A 16,409-nucleotide genomic window follows, 5' to 3' on the forward strand; every position below is an offset into this window, starting at 1 on the left:
GTTAGCGCCTTTTATCGGCTATGACTATATCGATTGTCCAAGAAAAAAGTATAGTGGATTCATATCAAATTGTAAAGAACCGCATGAGATAACTTCATTTTTAAAGCGCACCCTTGCAGTCGCCTGTTTAAAACGGTTTTCTTTGTCCCATACTGATAAAAAACCGTCAAAATGGGGGCTTTGCATGGACACAATCATGAGTAATAAAAAAATCCGCATGACCGTGAAAACGATTCGGGCCTGTTTTTTTATCGGCTTGCTCGCTTTTCTATTTGCAGGCACAGTCTTTTTGACGATTCTTTTACTTGCTAAGTGGCAAGGCGCTCCCTCTGTTCAAGTTCCCCAATCCACGACCATTTATGCAGCCGATGGGTCTAAACTTGGCGAATCAAGCTTTGGAGAAAAGAGATATTGGGTTCCGTTAAAGGACATGTCCCCTCATATACAGCAGGCAGTGGTCGCGGTTGAGGATAAAACCTTTTATCAGCATCACGGCTTTGATGTGAAACGCATGGCGGGTGCTGCGGTGGCAGACATTCGTGCAATGGCAAAGGTACAAGGCGCCAGCACGATCACCCAGCAATACGCACGAAATTTATATTTAGATCATGATAAAACATGGAAGCGGAAGTGGAATGAAGCCTTTTACACGATCCGCTTAGAACAAAACTATACAAAAGATGAGATATTAGAAGGATACTTGAACACCATTTATTATGGCCACGGCGCATACGGAGTGGAAGCGGCATCCCGCCTTTACTTTGGGAAAAAAGCCAAGAACTTAACTTTAGCTGAGTCTGCCTTGCTTGCCGGTATTCCAAAGGGGCCTTCTCTCTACTCCCCTTATGTGAACGAAGAAAGAGCCGAAGCAAGAAAAAAGATGATCCTAAAGCAAATGCAAGAGGATGGCATGATCACAAAAAAAGCGGCTGCTGATGCCAGCAAGGAAAAGCTGTCCTATCGCCCGCTCAAGCAAAAGCAGCTGCAAGCAAAGTTGGCCCCGTATTTTTATGATGATGTCATTCGCGAACTGAAACAAACGCTGGGTTTAACCGAGGAACAAATTGAAACGTATGGTCTTCATATCGAAACGACCTTACAACCTGAATTACAAAAAATCGCTGAAAAGACTTTAACCAACATCATGGATTCTGAATCAGGTATCCAAATTGGCTTAACCGCCATTCATCCCCAGACAGGTCATGTGCTCGCCCTCATCGGGGGAAGAGATTACGAGAAAAGCCCATTCAACCGGGTCACACAAGCGAAAAGACAGCCGGGTTCAACAATGAAACCACTTCTCTATTACATGGCTTTGCAAAATGGGTTTACACCAGCAACGGTGATGCGCAGTGAGGAAACCGTTTTTGAACTGGATGAGCAAGGAAGCGGCGCTGCTTATTCACCAAGCAACTATCACGGCTATTACGCCAATGACGGTATTACGATGCTTCAGGCTTTGGCTCTATCTGATAACATTTATGCGGTCAAAACCCATCTATTTTTAGGAATGGAACAGCTCGTACGTGCAGGCAAGGCGTTTGGGATTCACGAAAAACTAGATCAAGTGCCTTCACTTGCGCTAGGTACCTCACCTGTCAAACCAATCGAAATGACCAATGCTTACGCGATGCTGGTCAATGGAGGAAAACGCGTCAAACCAACCTTTATTACGAAAGTAACGGATGCAAAGGGCAATGTTCTATTTGAGGAGAAACAAAAACGAGAGCAAGTACTAGATGAAAAAGCAGCATTTGTCACCACTGACATGATGTCAGGGATGTTCAATGATCAATTAAATGGCTATACGAGTGTCACAGGACGTACCATTTCAAAAGATCTCACCAGAAATTATGGAGGAAAATCAGGGACGACAGGCGCTGACAGCTGGATGATCGGCTTCTCTCCCCAGCTCGTCACAGGTGTGTGGACCGGCTATGATAAAGGACGCACCATTGACTCGGTCAAAGAAACCGCCTATGCGAAAAAGATATGGGCTTCCTTTATGGAATCAGCCCTCTCAAACCAGCCAGCCTCCTCCTTCATGCCGCCAGACGGTGTAAAAGGCGTATATATCAATCCAAAAACCGGTGATCTCGCAGGCCCAGGATGCGAATCAAAGGTATTTACCTATTTTATAGAAGGAACGGAGCCGACCGGTGTCTGCTATGGTGCCGAGAACAAAGCATCTGAGCAAGACACGGCTCAGGATCAACAGCCTAAGAAATGGTGGGAAAAGTGGCTAAAACGTTAAAAATGGACATGAAAAACCCCGAGATCTGCATCTCGGGATTCTCCATGTCCTAGCTTTAACACCAGTTTACTGAAAAAACGACTGGAATTGGTATCCATTCATCATTCTTCACAAAAATTTCACAATTACTCAGGAACAGCCAATCCTTCTTTTAATTCATCTGTGGATGCTTCCCATAACGCCTCATTGTGACTCTTCAAGAAATCAGCGAGCACCTTTTTCGAACCATCATCCATATGACTGACAACGATTTTACGCTTCATGGATTTATCCATTAAATTCACATGCTCAGGAAGCGACTTATATCCTCTGCGGATCGAGCGGTCAACCGTCATTTCACAAGCTGTGACTCCTGCATAATATGGCCCCTCTTCTCTACGGTCAATTGTCACCCATACGAGCCAGTAAGGTTTTCCGTTAGGTACCTCTTCTTTGGTTTTTAAAAATTTAATTCCTTTTTCGACTGCACTTCTTGCATGCATCGCACCAATATCAATGACGGCTTCCTTTTCCTCCACATCAATGATCACTGGCGAGATATTATCAAGGCTGAGGGCACCTGCCCCAAAACCTCCATGCCCATCCGTTGCATCTGTTTTTTTAATGATATTAAAACCAATTGGTTTCTTCTTTTTACCTTCCATTCACTAAACCTCCTAAAGCAGCGGCTTCAAAATAAGATTAAACCAGTCAATAATTTGATTACGCATTCCGATCAATGGACCAAAAACAAACTGACCTAGCGGCGTGATGACGAAGATGAGGAAAATGATGATTCCATACTGTTCAAATTGCGTCATCTTTGCACGGATGCCGGGACTGACAACATCCTCAATAATACGATATCCATCCAGCGGCGGGATCGGTAATAAGTTAAATAGGAACAAAATCACGTTCAAGTTAATAAAGATTTGGAAGAAATAATCGATCCCCGGCTCAAAGCGCATGAGCGACTCCCCGCCAAATTTCTGAAGAAGCACATACACAAAAAAGCCTAGAAACGCCAACACCAAGTTACTTAATGGGCCAGCAATCGAGACGCAGATTCCTGCTAAGCGCGGGTTTTTGAAATGGTACCGATTCACAGGTACAGGCCTCGCCCAGCCAAACCCAGCCACAAAGATCAAGATCGTCCCGAAAACATCAAGGTGCTTCAATGGATTGAGCGTCAGTCTGCCTTGATTTTTAGCTGTCGGATCTCCAAAACGATACGCAACATATGCATGCGCCAGCTCGTGCATCGTAAAAGCCACAACAAGCGTAATGGCGACATATGGAATCAGTTCTAATGGATAAACAAGAAATTGGTCCAAAGGCATGAATCCCTCTTTCTTTCTATACAATGATTTACTTCATTCAGTATACTATAAGAAGTCCCTTAAACTAAAGGGAAGCGTAGCACTACAGGAAAAAGGAGGTTGCCATCATGCCGATTATCACCGTTCAAATGCTTGAAGGAAGAACAGATGAGCAGAAAAGAGCTCTTGTGGAGAAAGTCACAGATGCCGTTGTTGAAACAACAGGCGCAGGTGCAGAAAAAGTCTCTGTCATTATTGAAGAAATGAAAAAAGAACATTATGCTGTAGCAGGAAAGCGAATGAGCGACCTGTAAGCATATAAAAAGGACAAACACTTTTTCGGTGTTTGTCCTTTTGTCTCTTACCTTATCTGTACCAAGCTTTATTACGGTTCACTTGATTTTTATGAGCCGCATCGAAGTAATCGACAGTGTAAGAATAATCATAATTCATTAAGCAGACAATTCCGCTGCCTTGAGGGTCATGCGGCAAACCAAAGTTATGGCCGTATTCATGTGTAGCCGCTTTTGCTGTATTCGCTGTTCCTTGATCAAGGTTGACACTGAATGCACTTCCGCTCGGTGCACTATTGTAAACATAAGCGATTCCGCCTGCATCAAAGTTTGGATTTGCTGTAAATCCTGTGACAAAATCGTATCCTCTGCCATCAAAGCTGCGCTGAAGGTTAGACAAAATTTGTGATGCATTTGATCCTGAAGACGTCCAAGACCCTACGGCTTGTACGACAAAGTCCACATCATGATCACGGTTAAATGTCACATCCGCTTGCTCAATGATGCTGACAATGCGCGTCTGCCAATCACTATATTTCGCACGATACTGCGCATCAGCTACTGCGTAGACGGTCACTTTCTGACTGCCTGTACTAGCTTTTGTTGAAATCGAATCTCCTGTATTTGCTTTAAAGGTTCTAGACCCTACCTGTTTACCAGACTCGTCTAAAATTTTTGTTGTCACATCTCTTTCAATAGGAGGTGCCTTCGTCAAATCTTTAAAATCGTTTGCCTTTGGCAACCCTTCACTAATATGTGTTTCGAACGGCGCATGACCATGATCATGCCCATGACCTGCACTTGCAACTGGTGCTGAAGCTGAACTTACCCCCGGTAACAAACTACCTACCAATAAAAATGACAAAAAGACTGAACGCTTTTTCATTCCTATCCCTCCTTTGTTTTTCACAAGGTTATATATTCACTGAAAATTCACCATTTTCCTTCTATTCAGTCAAAAACAGGGAATTTGATATACAGGAAGAAAGTCGAATCATGTCATTTTCACTAATTTTTCGGATATTTTGACACACATTTCATCAAAAAACAGCACTTTTGGTCTGGGTCATTTACATAGTAATCATCCTCCTTTTCCTAAAATGATGTCATAGACCCAGCCACATCATATAAGGAAGAAAAAATTGATATTAGAAAAGATAAAGTCAGACTTTACTGATACGAATTATACTTCTTTGCGATTCTCCCTTATGATGAAGAACATAAAAACAATGCTACTTCAAAACAGAAGGGACGATCCACATGTCTGAAAAAAAGCACATACAATTTGGATTAATGTTACATGGTCCAGGAGGTCATATGAATGCATGGAAGGATGAATCCGTTCCAGCAGATGCAAGTGTGAACATTGATTATTATCAAGCAATGACAAAAAAGGCAGAAGCAGCGGGTTTCCGTTTTGTCTTTGTCGCAGATGGCTTATATATTCATGAACATTCAATTCCTCATTTCTTGAACCGATTTGAACCATTAACCATCTTATCCGCTCTTGCAGCGGTCACAAAACAGATTGGACTTGTGGGCACCGTATCCACTTCTTACAGTGAGCCCTTTACCATTGCACGGCAATTCGCATCCCTAGATAAATTAAGCAAAGGCCGGGCCGGATGGAATGTTGTGACTTCCCCACTTGAAGGCTCTGCTGAAAATCACATCATTCGTCCGCATCCAAGCCATTCACTTCGATATGAAATTGCAGAAGAATACTTAAAAGTAGTGAACGGCCTATGGAGCTCATGGGAAGAGGATGCTTTTATAAGAGATCGATCAACAGGGGTTTTCTTCGATCGGGATAAACTGCACACATTAAACCATCATGGCAAACACTTTTCTGTCAAAGGTCCTTTGAATATCGAACGATCTGAACAAGGTCAGCCCGTGATTTTTCAGGCAGGTGCGTCAGAGGCAGGAAAGGATCTAGCCGCAAAAGAAGCGGACGCAGTATTTACGAATGCAGACTCACTTGAGAAGGCGAAAGCATATTACCGCGACGTGAAAAATAGAGCCGCAGCGCTGGGCAGAAATCCAGCTGATATCAAAATTTTCCCTGGCATCCACCCGATTACAGGGAGAACAGTCGAAGAAGCAGAAGAAAAATATGAAGCCATTCAACATCTGGTTTCTATTGAAGAAGCCCTTCATTACCTGGGCAGGTTCTTTGATCACTTGGACTTCAGTCAATTTCCACTTGATGAGCCATTTCCTGATATCGGTGATGCCGGTTCAAACAGCTTTCAATCCACAACAGAATCGATTAAAAAAATGGCGAAAGAACAAAACTTGACCTTGAGAGAAGTCGCTCTACGAGTGACCACTCCCAAAAGTGCTTTTTTCGGAACTTATGAACAAGTGGCAGACCAGCTGATCCAATGGATCGAAGAAGATGCCGCAGATGGATTTATTTTTGGCGCGCCTATTCTAGCAAGCGGTTTATCTGAATGGACGGAACACGTCATTCCGATATTAGTAGAAAGAGGATATTACGACCCGAATTATCCAGCTCATACCCTTCGTGAAAATTTGGGTCTGCCTATTAAGAAAAATCAGTTTCTTAAACAAACCGTGAAATAAACATGAAAAGAGGGGTTCGCTCAAAGGCTACCCCTCTTTTCATGTTGGTTGATGAAGTCGATTTTCGATGAGATCAATGAATTGAAGTACGGCTCTTCCTGGCGAATCATTTGTTTTCCTCAATAGACCAACTGGCGGGGAAACATGAATGCCCTTTATTTCTAATACCTTGGTGCCTGGAAGGGTAAAGGAATGAGCAGTTCGTGTAAAAAGAGAGACACCTAATCCAGCCTGAACATAATGTTTATGGGACATGCTGCTCGTAATCTCTAACTTATTGTAATTGGTCCCAATGACATCGACGATTTGTTGTTCAATTTGAATACGGATGGGGCAATTGTGTGGCGTGAATAAAATGGTCTCATCCTTTAAATCTGTCACCTCCACTACCCCTTTTTCCGCTAATCGATGGGAAGACGGGACGAGCAGCACGATATCATCTTGAAAAAGAGGCTTATAGCTATTCTCCATCGAAGCTTCTGGTGCTCCGCAAATCGCAAAATCAATCTCATCATGAGAAAGTAAGGAACTCAACGTATTCGCATCCGCTACTTGCACAGAAAATTCTACATTAGGAAACCTTTCCTTGAATTCTGCAATAAGTGCAGGAAATTCTAAGCTGGCTGTAGGCTCAGAAACACCGATGCGAATGAACCCCGCAATGCCCACTTCTAAATCTTGGAGTGTTTTCGTCAATTTCTCATATTCATTGAGTAAAGAATTGGCTCTTTCATAAAAAAGCTGTCCTGATGCTGTTAACTTTAAGGTCTTCCCTCTTTCTAGAAGCTTCTCTCCAATTTCCTCTTCTAAATGTTTGATGTGCAAAGTGATGGTTGGCTGAGAATAATTCAGCGCTTCTGCTGCTTTTAAAAAATTTCCGTATTTCACGATCGTGGCAAAGGTGCGTATCGCTCGAATCTCCATGAAAACCCCTCTTCTCCCTATATTTTAAATATCTGAATCGTGTATTTATGATTACTAATTATACTTTTCTATTGGTTTGCCTTATTATAATTTATATTATCAACTATTCCAAGTTGTTTAGAAGGAATTATCAGAAATGGAGGAGACGAATTGGCAAAAGTAACGATTATAGCAGGCGGGCATTCCGTCCAATCTCGGTTAACCGGTGTCCTGCAACATATCCATCATCGTTTGGCGTTACATGGGATTGATGTTCATGTCATTCAAGTCCACCAGCTTCCTAGCGGCGCCTTAATAGGAGCAGATTTTTCAAACGAAGACATTGTGAAAGCCATTGAGCTTGTGAATGAGAGCGACGGTGTCATTGTGTTAACACCTGTCTACAAAGCGTCTTTTTCCGGTATTTTAAAAACTTTTTTAGATCTACTCCCCCAGAAAGCGTTACAAGGGAAACCCGTTCTCCCCTGTGTTTTAGGAGGAACATACGGACATTTGCTCGTCATTGAATATGCACTTAAACCGATCATTCATCAACTCGGTGCAACCGTCGTTCAATCTGGCGTGTATGTTGTCGATCAACAGGTCTCAAAGCAGGATTCAGATAGCTATGTGCTTGATCCAGATGCCACAAACAGATTAAACCTCGCACTATCTCAATATCAAAGTCTAATAGGAGGAACAGCCAATGTCGCTCACCCTTAGTATTCTTGATCAAAGCCTCGTCAGTGAAAACGAGAAAGCAGAGACGGGTATTCAGCATACTGTCAGATTGGCTGAAGCAGCAGATCAGCTTGGTTATCACAGGTTTTGGGTGTCTGAACATCACAATAATTCTCAAGTGGCAGGATCATCCCCTGAAGCCCTCGCTGGTTATCTTTTAGCAAAAACGAACCATTTGCGAATTGGGTCTGGCGGTGTCATGCTTCAGCATTACAGCCCGTTTAAGGTGGCTGAAACATTTCATGTACTGGCATCACTAGCGCCTGGCAGAGTCGATTTAGGCGTTGGGAAAGCACCGGGAGGGTTGAACCTCTCGACACAAGCGCTTCAGGAAGATTATCAAGCGTCACGGAAAGACTTTTCTCAAAAATTAGTGGATCTCAAAACGTATCTTACTGAACAAGCAAATGAATTAAATGCTCAGCCAATTCCTAGCGTATCACCCGACATGTTCCTTCTAGGCGGCAGTATTGAGAGCGCGGAATTCGCAGCAAAACTTGGGATATCCTTTGTGTTTGCCTATTTTATTAACGGGGATGACGCATTATTAAAAGAAGCAAGAGAGACTTTTCAAAAATTCAAGACACAGAACACGCACCAGCAATTTCTTCTCGCCATCACCGTATCTGTAGCAGAAGACCACGAACAAGCCCTCTCGTACATCAAGCAAAAGGAAACAGTAAAGGTCTCCTTTTCCGATGGAAGAAAGCTTAATGTGACGTCACTAGAAGATGCAGAAAAGCTGGTGAAAGGAACAAACAAGGAACACTACAACATTCACGTTCAAAAAACCGGTTATACCGCTGGCACAAAAGAAACCGTTCATCACCGGCTGACTGAACTAGCCGAGACATATGAGATCAACGAGTTCATTGTGCTATCTCCGATTGTAGACATTGAGGCAAGAATAGCGTCTATCACATTATTAAAAGAAGCATTTGATCATGAACTAACAGCAAAAAAACAAATAAACCAAGAGGTGAGCGTCTAATGTCAAATAATCAAAAAATCATTTTATGGAGCAAAAATGGATGCAGCTTTTGTCAGGACATTCAGTCCTATTTCAACGAACAGCACATTACTTATTCAACCATTGATGTAACAGAGCATGATCATTACAGAAATATTTTAGAAGAAAAATACGGCGTCCGTTACGTGCCAGTAGTAGAAATCAGCCGTGATCCCCACGTGTATCAAGCATTGCTGAATCCAGATATCGATACTTTACGAAAAGCGTTGAGCTGACATTACACACTACCCTTTTGATTGGAGGTTTGTCATGAGTCGAGATATTTTTCGCATCGCTACCGAAGAAGATGCACCGGCTTTTCTAGAATTGCTGTCCAGTGCATTTAAACCGCTTGGAGAAATGGGCATTGATTGGCCATCCACGAACGCCACACTTGAAATGGTCACAGAAAACATCAAACAATCCGTTGCTGTTGTGTTAGAACGAGACGGGCGGCTCATATCAACCATCACTATACGTTTTCCATGGGAGAGCACTCAACCAGTTTCAGGCTATCCATTTGTTTGGTGGTTTGCCACAGCTCCTGATTTAGCCGGTCAAGGGATTGGAAATAAGCTGCTCGATTATGTAGAAAACACCTTGCTCCGGCAGACATTTAAAGCACCAGCATACACACTAGGCACTTCTGGCCGGAAACACCCCTGGCTTCTAGAGATGTACGAACGAAAGGGCTATACAGCATATATTGAACGTGAAGCCGATAATGGCGACTTAGGTGTATTAATGTATAAAGTCCTCATCCCTGAACGGTTCGATGCCGCCATATTAGGCGCACCGCCCTCAGAAGAAAAAGTCCAAACGACTTCAACATAGGAGGTGATTCAACATGGGGGAGTTTTTCAAATGGGAGTATGTCGTCACACTCTTCCCTAAAGTATTGTCAGCCCTTCCAACAACCTTACTAATCGTTTTATTTGCCACTTTGATTGGCAGTTTTCTTGGATTCATTCTTGCTTATTTTCGAATTGAGCGTATTCCCATCCTGCATCAGCTCAGTGCAATTTATGTCTCATTTATTCGCGGAACACCTATCCTTGTTCAAATGTTTATTGTGTTTTATGGCCTGCCTGGTGTGCTTGCAACAATTGGGCTTGATATCTCCATGTGGAACAAATTGATCTTTCTGTATATTACATATGGACTCAATACAGCTGGGTATTTTTCAGAAATATTCCGATCTGCCCTATCGAGTGTCCCAGCATCTCAATATGAAGCGGCCGCCTCGATTGGACTGACGAAATGGCAGATTTATAGAAGAACGCTTATTCCTCAGGCAGGGAGAATCGCCCTTCCTAATATCGGCGTGGCCATTATCAACTTATTACAAAATACCTCCCTCGCCTTTACATTAGGTGTGATGGACATGATCGGAAAGGTTCAAACATTAGGGGCTTTATACTATCGCGTATTAGAAGGATACTTTATTGCTGCCGTTATATTTATCATTTTAAGTATGGTGTTAGAAAAATCATTTGACCTATTGGAAAAACGGATCAATACACCGAAAACAAAAAAACAGCGACAGACGGCATTGCTTCCCTTAAAAAGAGCCGAAGCGGCCTTCACTGTAGAAAAACGTGCAAAATAAACTGGGGAGGAATTTACATGAAAAATAATAGAATATTCAGTAATAATTACATCATCGGTCTGCTTCTACTTGGTTCATTGCTCCTTGCCGCCTGCGGAAATAATGAGCAATCGGATGAAGTCAAAGCAGAAGCAAACAATAATGACCCAGATGCAAAAGAAATCGTCATTGGGACAGGGAACGCCTATCAGCCCTTCGTTTACTTAGATGAAAACGGCAAATTAACAGGCTACGAGAAGGCTGTATTAGATGAAGTGGATCAGCTGCTGCCACAATATAAGTTTAAATATGAATCCTTTGAGTTTAAAAATATTCTGCCTGCTTTAGATGCCGGTAAAGTTGATCTCGCTGCACACCAATATGAAATCAATGACGAGCGTCAGAAGAAATATCTATTTGGAAAAGTTGGCTACACAGATTATACAAGCTATGTGGTGGTGAATAAAGCATCCGGTCATGACTTTCAAAGCCTGGACGATTTAGCCGGACACAAAGTGCACACCTCTACAGGAAGTAATTTCGCTTATCTTCTAGAGCAATATAACGCAAAGCATGATCGGAAAATTGACATTGTCTACGGGGATGGCGGGAACGAAATTTTAGTCAAAAACCTGCAGAATGGCACGGTCGATGCTGCCTTACTCACAAAGTATGACGTCAATAAGCTAAACAAACAGTTCAATGCTCATCTTGTGACATCCGGAAAGCCTGTAAACGTATCTAAAACGTATTATTTATACCAAAAAAACAATACGAAACTTCAAAAGGACATTGATCAAGCCCTGCAAAAACTGATTGATAACGGCAAGCTCGCTGAATTGTCTAAAAAAATATTGGGCGGAGACTTTACTACATCATAAGAAAGGAGCGATCTGAGTGGATTTTGACGTTGCTTTTATGTTTCAGGCCTTTGTAGCCGCACTTCATTATTTGCCAACGACGCTGCTATTAGGCTTTCTTCCGCTAGTATTCGGCTCCATCTTTGGCTTTGGTATTGCCCTTATCCGTTTTTATCAAGTGCCTGTATTGTCTCCATTGTTCAAATGGTTTGTGGCGATTTTTAAAGCCATTCCTGTTGTATTAATCTTGCTCGTATCTTATCTTATTTTTTCCGATTCGCTCGATCAATTGGCTGCATCTCTTTCGCTGCCCATCCGTTTTAGCGATTTAGATAGACGATGGATTGCCATTTTCGCCCTTTCTTTATATGCCGTCAGCGGGTTATCAGAGATATTTCGAAGCTCTCTTGCGTCCATCCCAAAGGGTCAATTTGATGCCGCTCTATCCGTTGGTTTCACAGGCAGGCAGGTGTTGCGAAGAGTGATCATTCCACAAGTCTTTCCCATCTCTCTTCCTTTACTGAACAACATGCTCATCAGTTTAATCAAAGCCTCTTCTCTCGTCTCTATGGTGTCTGTGGTCGATATTTTAAACGGCGCTTTAATCAAAGCCAATGTGAATTACCGTTATCTTGAAGCATACATTGCTGTTGCCCTTATTTACTGGGCTTTGTGTGCCTCTATTGAAGCCATCACTGCTGGATATGAGAAATATGTACACAAAAGTAAAAGGGGGCGGTTCGCATGATTCACATCAAACAAGTGCATAAAGCATTCGGTCAAAACCAGATTCTAAAGGGAATTGATTTAACGGTGGAAAAAGGCGAAGTCGTTGTCATTTTAGGTCCGAGCGGCTCTGGGAAATCAACATTTCTCAGATGCTTAAATTTTCTTGAGCGTGCGGATCAAGGTGAAATCAGCATTGATCAGACCACTGTCACTTTCAATCAAGCAAAACCGAAAGACATTCTAGCAATTCGCAGAAAAACAGCCATGGTCTTTCAGCAATACGACCTGTTTATTCATAAGACAGCACTTGAGAATGTCATGGAAGGCTTAGTCATTGCCCGTAAACAACCGAAAGACCAAGCCTATGACACAGCCCTCCATTTGCTCACAAAAGTAGGGTTACTAGAGAAAAAAGATGCCTATCCGCATCAATTATCTGGCGGACAGCAGCAGCGAGTAGGCATTGCAAGAGCACTTGCATTGAATCCGGAGGTCATTTTGTTTGATGAACCGACCTCCGCTTTAGATCCCGAGCTTGTAGGTGAAACACTTGACGTCATTAAACAAGTGGCACAAACAGGCGTCACCATGATCATCGTCACGCATGAGATGAGCTTTGCCTATGATATTGCCGACAGGGTCATTTTCATGGAAGATGGTGTGATTGTCGAATCAGGCACACCAGAAGAAGTCTTTGAACAGACGAAAGAAGAACGGACGAAACAATTTTTAGCAAGATTTTCTTATCATCATTCCTAAAAAACAAGTCGATCCATGAGGTCGACTTGTTTCTGTTTCTATATGCGTGCAAAATAAAAACCAGTCTGTTCTAGCCATTGGCTATCACAAACTGGTTCTTGTCGTTAGTTCAATTCCTTCAACTGATCAATATACGCAAGGGCTGCCTCAAATTCTTCGTCCGTATAGCGCTGCTTGCTTTTAATGGTGAAGACCTTTTCCTTTACCTCATCTTTTGGCAGATCATCAAAGTATAAAATCGTTGAGACAAGCTCTAGAAAACGAGACGATTGCTCATTCATCTGCTGCGTCAGCACTTTGAGGTCAGGCATGTACACTTCACACTGATCGAGAAACTCTTTCCCATTGTCCGTCAGCGAATAACGATATTGATAGTATCCGCCCTTTTTTTCCTTCATTTCGTCCAAGAATCCAAGGTTGCACAGCTCTTCAATTCTGAGCGTCAACTCCTCTGAATAGGGGCCATAAAAATGAAAATCGTATTTCTCGTAAAAAGGCAAATCTAGCTTTTTTGCTATGTAAATCATTTTTTGCAGCTTCTTCCGTCCAACGATTTCCCCAGATTCAGAGAACACCTTCATCAACTTTGCATGCTCTTTCAACAAATTCCCGACATCTCCTTTTTCAGTACTTCCTTATCCCAATCCAAGCAGCTTCATGATCGCCTTCTTTTCTTCAGCTTTTTCCGACATATCTACAATTAAGTCCATCGGGAAATAAAGTTTATGATCGGTTCTTCGTTTACCGGAAATGGCGTCAACAATATCTGACTGTCTCGACAGTTCTTTAATATGACCACTTTGCGTCAAAAGGTGGATCGGCAGCCGCTCTTCTTCTTCGCCCGGTCTATAAAAGTCATAAGGCAAATCAGAGGAAGAATCGACCACTAAATAATAGTCAGGATCAATTCCTGCTTCTTTGAACAAAGCAGTCAGCTTGAAATATTTCGTCATTTCTTCGTTAGGATTAAACTCTGTATATTGGAATAAACGGCGGTTCATAAAACGGCGGCACAAATCAGCCAGCACGTGATCTTCTTCATCTTCCCACGCCTGAAAATAAAATAAGACAATGGATTCATCCAGCTTAATATAGTCCTCTGTGGTGACATTTCCTTCAAAAATTGAATAAAAATGAACCGGGGCATGTGTAAAAATGTAGCCAGTTTCATGCAGCTCTTTTGCACGATGGAGGATTTTTGTTAAAATGACCTCCGCGCTGCGGGTCACTGGGTGGAAATACACTTGCCAGTACATTTGATAGCGGCTCATAATATAATCCTCTACGGCATGCATCCCGCTCTGTTTCATCACAATCTGATCTTCTCTTGGACGCATCACGCGTAAAATACGTTCCATATCAAAGTGACCATAGCTGACGCCTGTATAGTAAGCATCACGCTGCAAGTAATCCATTCGGTCGGCATCAATTTGACTTGAAATCAAACTGACCACCTGTTTGTTTTGATACGTTTTGGCAATGACTTCTGCTACATGCTTTGGAAAATCGTCACTGACCCGGCGCAGCACTTCATTTACTTCCGTCTGCCCTAAAATGATATCTCTTGTAAACGATTCATGATCTAAATGAAAGACCTTTTCAAAGGAATGAGAAAACGGACCATGTCCAAGGTCATGAAGCAGGGCGGCACTCAGTACAAGCTCACGCTCCCCTTCATCCCATTCGGGTCTTCCTTTAAACACATCATCCACAATTCGTCTGACAATCTCGTATACACCGAGTGAATGATTAAATCGGCTGTGTTCTGCCCCATGAAACGTTAAATAAGTCGTGCCTAGCTGTTTAATTCGTCTAAGGCGCTGGAACTCTCTAGTTCCGATTAAATCCCATATCAATGCATCCCGTACGTGAACATAGCGGTGCACAGGATCTTTAAATACCTTTTCTTCGGATAATTTCCCTTTTGGATACGCCATCGTTTCGTCCCTCTTTTTTTAAGACGTGTTTCTATTATATCGGGTAACTTTTCCCGAAAACATCCTTGAATTTGCTGGCGAATGTGTTCTCATAGATTGAACGGACGTAAAAAGCCCGACCTGACAGGGACGGACCTCTTTTTAGGTCGACTGAACACATTCAGTGACATTTATTTGACTTTTTTTTGAACCTTTTCGAGTAACTCATCTTCTGTTGGTGCGGATAATGGGCGATTGTTCACAAACGCAAAAGCCTTTTTTCGTCCTGGACCGCAATACGATTGACAGCCAATCTCAATTTTTGCATCAGGGTCAACCGATTTAAGTCGAGGCAATAACGTTTTTAGGTTCGTCGCATCACAATCGTCACATACGCGAAACTCATTAGCCATGTTCTTACGCTTCCTTTCAATGATGAAACTTCATTCTATATGAAACAGTTGGACAACTAAGAGTGAATAATATACCACCCAACATTGTACATCGAAGCGACTGGAGTTGCAAGACGCATTGTAAGCACAGAGACGTATTCACATAAAAGCTAGTATTTTCCACTATCCTTTTAGCAAACTTGTATAAACCTTCTTCAACTTGGCTAATCTAATACCATCAAATCTTATGGGGGTTTAAACACATGTCAAAACAAAGACAAGATGCTTGGTCAGAGGAAAATGATCTCCTTCTGGCAGAAACCGTCTTACGTCACGTCAGAGAGGGCAGTACACAACTGAACGCATTTGAAGAAGTTGGAGACAAGCTAAACCGTACCTCAGCGGCATGCGGATTTAGATGGAATGCTGTCGTAAGGCATCAATATGAAAAAGCATTGGCACTTGCCAAAAAACAGCGTAAACAACGCATGCGTGCACTCGGCAATGGGCAGCCTGCAAAAAAACGTTTGCTCTATCAGCCGCAAGTTGAAGAAACGATCACACAGGAAGAGTTCTCTCAAGAACTGGAACCTGCGCAAGAAGAAACGTTTGCACCTGCAGCCGAAACAGCCGAACAGCTTCAGTTTGTGGATCAAAGCTACAATGAAGAGTTAGCTAGTTTATCACATTTATTGTCACAGGCTTCTCAAGTGACAGAGAAAAAGCCAGAAGCCAATCCATTTGGGCAGCGCCAAGAGTTAACCATTGAAGATATCATTGATTTCTTACGCCGCTATGAAGGCGATGGACAGCAATCATCTGCCTTACGGATGGAAAACAGCCGGTTAAAACGAGAAAACAACGAACTTTCACATAAAGTGTCTCAACTAGAAGCTGAAGTGAAAAAGCTTGAAAAGGATCAGCTCACCATTCAAGAAGATTATGAAACACTCGTCAAAATCATGAACCGTGCAAGAAAACTAGTTTTGTTTGAAGAGGATGACAGTGCCGCACCAACCTTTAAAATGGACCGGAACGGCAACCTTGAAAAAATGGCTGAATAACCAAAAAGTGCTCC

The 16,409-nt window shown here is 42.5% G+C and carries 19 protein-coding genes; 12 read left to right on the forward strand and 7 right to left on the reverse strand.

Features of this window, described 5'->3' with window-relative positions:
* The first annotated feature begins 184 nt into the window (after nucleotides 1–184).
* Complete coding sequence (locus ABG082_RS17335) at nucleotides 185–2,254, forward strand: transglycosylase domain-containing protein (protein WP_019743238.1); 2,070 nt, start codon at nucleotides 185–187, stop codon at nucleotides 2,252–2,254.
* A gap of 125 nt (nucleotides 2,255–2,379) precedes the next feature.
* On the opposite strand, the gene ABG082_RS17340 is transcribed toward ABG082_RS17335, so the two are convergent.
* Together ABG082_RS17340 and ABG082_RS17345 are read right to left on the reverse strand one after the other, a co-directional pair.
* A complete protein-coding gene (locus ABG082_RS17340; RefSeq protein ID WP_007497712.1) occupies nucleotides 2,380–2,898 on the reverse strand; it encodes a YwhD family protein in 519 nt (172 codons plus the stop codon).
* Between the two features lie 12 nt (nucleotides 2,899–2,910).
* Entirely contained in the window at nucleotides 2,911–3,567 is a 657-nt protein-coding gene (locus ABG082_RS17345) for a site-2 protease family protein (protein WP_234781042.1), read from the reverse strand.
* A 113-nt stretch (nucleotides 3,568–3,680) separates the two neighbouring features.
* Between ABG082_RS17345 and ABG082_RS17350 the strand changes: the two genes are divergently transcribed.
* Nucleotides 3,681–3,866, forward strand: coding sequence for a 2-hydroxymuconate tautomerase (locus ABG082_RS17350; protein ID WP_008343530.1), 186 nt, complete (start codon nucleotides 3,681–3,683; stop codon nucleotides 3,864–3,866).
* A 52-nt stretch (nucleotides 3,867–3,918) separates the two neighbouring features.
* Here ABG082_RS17350 and ABG082_RS17355 read toward each other — a convergent pair whose 3' ends face one another.
* A complete protein-coding gene (locus tag ABG082_RS17355) occupies nucleotides 3,919–4,731 on the reverse strand; it encodes a zinc-dependent metalloprotease (protein WP_035389836.1) in 813 nt (270 codons plus the stop codon).
* Between the two features lie 374 nt (nucleotides 4,732–5,105).
* Between ABG082_RS17355 and ABG082_RS17360 the strand changes: the two genes are divergently transcribed.
* Nucleotides 5,106–6,434, forward strand: coding sequence for an LLM class flavin-dependent oxidoreductase (locus ABG082_RS17360; RefSeq protein ID WP_025208149.1), 1,329 nt, complete (start codon nucleotides 5,106–5,108; stop codon nucleotides 6,432–6,434).
* A gap of 39 nt (nucleotides 6,435–6,473) precedes the next feature.
* Here the strand turns inward: ABG082_RS17360 and ABG082_RS17365 are convergent, their stop codons facing one another.
* On the reverse strand, nucleotides 6,474–7,358 hold the full coding sequence (locus tag ABG082_RS17365) for a LysR family transcriptional regulator (protein WP_008343536.1): 885 nt from the start codon (nucleotides 7,356–7,358) through the stop codon (nucleotides 6,474–6,476).
* Nucleotides 7,359–7,508: 150 nt separating this feature from the next.
* Here ABG082_RS17365 and ssuE point away from each other — a divergent pair, with 150 nt between their 5' ends.
* From ssuE to ABG082_RS17405, 8 genes are read left to right on the forward strand one after another with little or no spacing between them, the layout of a single operon-like run.
* Nucleotides 7,509–8,060 carry an NADPH-dependent FMN reductase gene (gene ssuE / locus ABG082_RS17370; protein ID WP_317328211.1) on the forward strand — a complete coding sequence of 184 codons (552 nt, stop codon included), beginning with the start codon at nucleotides 7,509–7,511 and terminating at the stop codon, nucleotides 8,058–8,060.
* Nucleotides 8,044–9,069: an LLM class flavin-dependent oxidoreductase gene (locus tag ABG082_RS17375; protein WP_019743233.1), complete on the forward strand. Its 1,026-nt coding sequence runs from the start codon at nucleotides 8,044–8,046 to the stop codon at nucleotides 9,067–9,069. The genes ssuE and ABG082_RS17375 overlap by 17 nt, the downstream gene beginning before the upstream one ends.
* Nucleotides 9,069–9,323 (forward strand): glutaredoxin family protein, encoded by a 255-nt coding sequence (locus tag ABG082_RS17380; RefSeq protein WP_025208152.1) that lies wholly within the window; start codon nucleotides 9,069–9,071, stop codon nucleotides 9,321–9,323. The genes ABG082_RS17375 and ABG082_RS17380 overlap by 1 nt, the downstream gene beginning before the upstream one ends.
* A 34-nt stretch (nucleotides 9,324–9,357) precedes the next feature.
* Entirely contained in the window at nucleotides 9,358–9,921 is a 564-nt protein-coding gene (locus ABG082_RS17385) for a GNAT family N-acetyltransferase (RefSeq protein WP_008343543.1), read from the forward strand.
* Between the two features lie 13 nt (nucleotides 9,922–9,934).
* Complete coding sequence (locus tag ABG082_RS17390; protein WP_072367330.1) at nucleotides 9,935–10,696, forward strand: amino acid ABC transporter permease; 762 nt, start codon at nucleotides 9,935–9,937, stop codon at nucleotides 10,694–10,696.
* A 17-nt stretch (nucleotides 10,697–10,713) separates the two neighbouring features.
* Nucleotides 10,714–11,556 (forward strand): transporter substrate-binding domain-containing protein, encoded by an 843-nt coding sequence (locus tag ABG082_RS17395; protein WP_076821293.1) that lies wholly within the window; start codon nucleotides 10,714–10,716, stop codon nucleotides 11,554–11,556.
* A 16-nt stretch (nucleotides 11,557–11,572) separates the two neighbouring features.
* Nucleotides 11,573–12,283 carry an ABC transporter permease subunit gene (locus tag ABG082_RS17400; protein WP_008343549.1) on the forward strand — a complete coding sequence of 237 codons (711 nt, stop codon included), beginning with the start codon at nucleotides 11,573–11,575 and terminating at the stop codon, nucleotides 12,281–12,283.
* A complete protein-coding gene (locus ABG082_RS17405; protein ID WP_144683422.1) occupies nucleotides 12,280–13,023 on the forward strand; it encodes an amino acid ABC transporter ATP-binding protein in 744 nt (247 codons plus the stop codon). The genes ABG082_RS17400 and ABG082_RS17405 overlap by 4 nt, the downstream gene beginning before the upstream one ends.
* Before the next feature lie 104 nt (nucleotides 13,024–13,127).
* Here ABG082_RS17405 and ABG082_RS17410 read toward each other — a convergent pair whose 3' ends face one another.
* The 3 genes from ABG082_RS17410 to ABG082_RS17420 all read right to left on the reverse strand — a co-directional run bounded on the left by ABG082_RS17410 (nucleotide 13,128) and on the right by ABG082_RS17420 (nucleotide 15,352).
* Entirely contained in the window at nucleotides 13,128–13,628 is a 501-nt protein-coding gene (locus ABG082_RS17410) for a YwgA family protein (RefSeq protein ID WP_348936309.1), read from the reverse strand.
* 30 nt (nucleotides 13,629–13,658) lie between these two features.
* On the reverse strand, nucleotides 13,659–14,960 hold the full coding sequence (locus tag ABG082_RS17415; protein WP_007497716.1) for an HD domain-containing protein: 1,302 nt from the start codon (nucleotides 14,958–14,960) through the stop codon (nucleotides 13,659–13,661).
* Between the two features lie 170 nt (nucleotides 14,961–15,130).
* Nucleotides 15,131–15,352: a DUF1450 domain-containing protein gene (locus tag ABG082_RS17420; protein WP_003215259.1), complete on the reverse strand. Its 222-nt coding sequence runs from the start codon at nucleotides 15,350–15,352 to the stop codon at nucleotides 15,131–15,133.
* Between the two features lie 242 nt (nucleotides 15,353–15,594).
* On the opposite strand from ABG082_RS17420, the gene ABG082_RS17425 reads away from it, so the two are divergent.
* Nucleotides 15,595–16,395 (forward strand): RsfA family transcriptional regulator, encoded by an 801-nt coding sequence (locus ABG082_RS17425; protein WP_007497717.1) that lies wholly within the window; start codon nucleotides 15,595–15,597, stop codon nucleotides 16,393–16,395.
* The last annotated feature ends 14 nt before the right edge of the window (nucleotides 16,396–16,409 follow it).

It is taken from the genome of Bacillus sp. BS1807G30 (assembly GCF_040047675.1).
Taxonomy (GTDB): domain Bacteria; phylum Bacillota; class Bacilli; order Bacillales; family Bacillaceae; genus Bacillus; species Bacillus altitudinis.

Coding starts and splice junctions, on each gene's coding strand:
- ABG082_RS17365 (WP_008343536.1), bottom strand. CDS start 7,358: ATGGAGATTCGAGCGATACGCACCTTTGCCACGATCGTGAAATACGGA.
- ABG082_RS17360 (WP_025208149.1), top strand. CDS start 5,106: ATGTCTGAAAAAAAGCACATACAATTTGGATTAATGTTACATGGTCCA.
- ABG082_RS17390 (WP_072367330.1), top strand. CDS start 9,935: ATGGGGGAGTTTTTCAAATGGGAGTATGTCGTCACACTCTTCCCTAAA.
- ABG082_RS17340 (WP_007497712.1), bottom strand. CDS start 2,898: ATGGAAGGTAAAAAGAAGAAACCAATTGGTTTTAATATCATTAAAAAA.
- ABG082_RS17335 (WP_019743238.1), top strand. CDS start 185: ATGGACACAATCATGAGTAATAAAAAAATCCGCATGACCGTGAAAACG.
- ABG082_RS17395 (WP_076821293.1), top strand. CDS start 10,714: ATGAAAAATAATAGAATATTCAGTAATAATTACATCATCGGTCTGCTT.
- ABG082_RS17405 (WP_144683422.1), top strand. CDS start 12,280: ATGATTCACATCAAACAAGTGCATAAAGCATTCGGTCAAAACCAGATT.
- ABG082_RS17385 (WP_008343543.1), top strand. CDS start 9,358: ATGAGTCGAGATATTTTTCGCATCGCTACCGAAGAAGATGCACCGGCT.
- ABG082_RS17380 (WP_025208152.1), top strand. CDS start 9,069: ATGTCAAATAATCAAAAAATCATTTTATGGAGCAAAAATGGATGCAGC.
- ABG082_RS17415 (WP_007497716.1), bottom strand. CDS start 14,960: ATGGCGTATCCAAAAGGGAAATTATCCGAAGAAAAGGTATTTAAAGAT.
- ABG082_RS17425 (WP_007497717.1), top strand. CDS start 15,595: ATGTCAAAACAAAGACAAGATGCTTGGTCAGAGGAAAATGATCTCCTT.
- ABG082_RS17350 (WP_008343530.1), top strand. CDS start 3,681: ATGCCGATTATCACCGTTCAAATGCTTGAAGGAAGAACAGATGAGCAG.
- ABG082_RS17355 (WP_035389836.1), bottom strand. CDS start 4,731: ATGAAAAAGCGTTCAGTCTTTTTGTCATTTTTATTGGTAGGTAGTTTG.
- ABG082_RS17375 (WP_019743233.1), top strand. CDS start 8,044: ATGTCGCTCACCCTTAGTATTCTTGATCAAAGCCTCGTCAGTGAAAAC.
- ABG082_RS17420 (WP_003215259.1), bottom strand. CDS start 15,352: ATGGCTAATGAGTTTCGCGTATGTGACGATTGTGATGCGACGAACCTA.